This is a genomic window from Kitasatospora saccharophila, assembly GCF_039529925.1.
Taxonomy (GTDB): Bacteria; Actinomycetota; Actinomycetes; order Streptomycetales; family Streptomycetaceae; genus Kitasatospora; species Kitasatospora saccharophila.
The window spans coordinates 1-861 of the sequence record NZ_BAAANS010000163.1; the positions used below are offsets into that span (position 1 = coordinate 1).

Here is an 861-nt window from a genome sequence, read left to right on the forward strand (position 1 = left end):
ACCACCAACTGGAACAGCTCCCACAGCTCGTCCGGCACCAAGCGCTCCACGATCGTCACGCGAGCAGCTTACAAGCCCAAATGAGATAGCTTCTTAGTTTGACGGGTCTCAGCGAAGTTTGACCGGCCGCCCGGCGCTCTTCGCCATGCCACCAAGGCAGGCGGAAACGTCTCAGCGACGCTCGGCGAGCCACAGGGCGAGCCGGCCCGCGAGAGGATCGAGGCTGCCCGGCGGGTCTGGCGGCCCCGCCAGGGGAACGGTGCCCGCGTGGTACTTGAAGAAGAAGCTCAGATCGCCGTCGGCGGGGGCAAGGGATTCCAGGGGGGCTAGGGGATCCGTCCCGGCCATGAGACGCGGCTTCTCCCACTCCGGCGAGATCTCCGCGATCGGTGCGCCCTCGGCGCCGTTCCAGCCGCGGGACATCACCCAGCGGGTACCGCGCATGCGCGGGGGATAGTCGGCCACCCATGCCACGAACTCGCCCAGAGTGGCGCCGTGGAAGGCGACGTCCCGCTGATGCGGTGCTTGGGCGTCATCCCCCATGCACACGCTGTCGCGCGTCAGGACCACTTTCACCGTCATGCTCGGCACCGTAGCCGCCGGACTCACTTATCGTCAATATGACATTAATGACCGGTCAAACTTCACTGCGCCCCGTCAAACTAACTTGAGACGGGTCAGGTGCTGACAGTTCGGGGCCGACGGGGTCGGAAGCCGATCGGGCCCGCTGCGCAGCACCATGCCGACCGCGGGTGCAGCAAGGGTGATTTTGTCGGGTCATATGAGAGCCACTGCTTCGGTGTGAACGAGAGCCGGGTGTAGACCGTTCGTGGCGGTGGTGTACTCGCCCGGGACGGGTGC

At 65.7% G+C, this 861-nt stretch carries 1 protein-coding gene; it reads right to left on the reverse strand.

The window, feature by feature from the left end; genetic code table 11:
- Positions 1-171: 171 nt before the first annotated feature.
- Positions 172-582 carry a hypothetical protein gene (locus tag ABD345_RS39970; protein ID WP_344559753.1) on the reverse strand — a complete coding sequence of 137 codons (411 nt, stop codon included), beginning with the start codon at positions 580-582 and terminating at the stop codon, positions 172-174.
- Between the last annotated feature and the right edge of the window lie 279 nt (positions 583-861).

What these genes read in the sequence shown, in the direction of transcription:
- ABD345_RS39970 (WP_344559753.1), bottom strand. Translation starts at nt 582, where the DNA reads ATGACGGTGAAAGTGGTCCTGACGCGCGACAGCGTGTGCATGGGGGAT.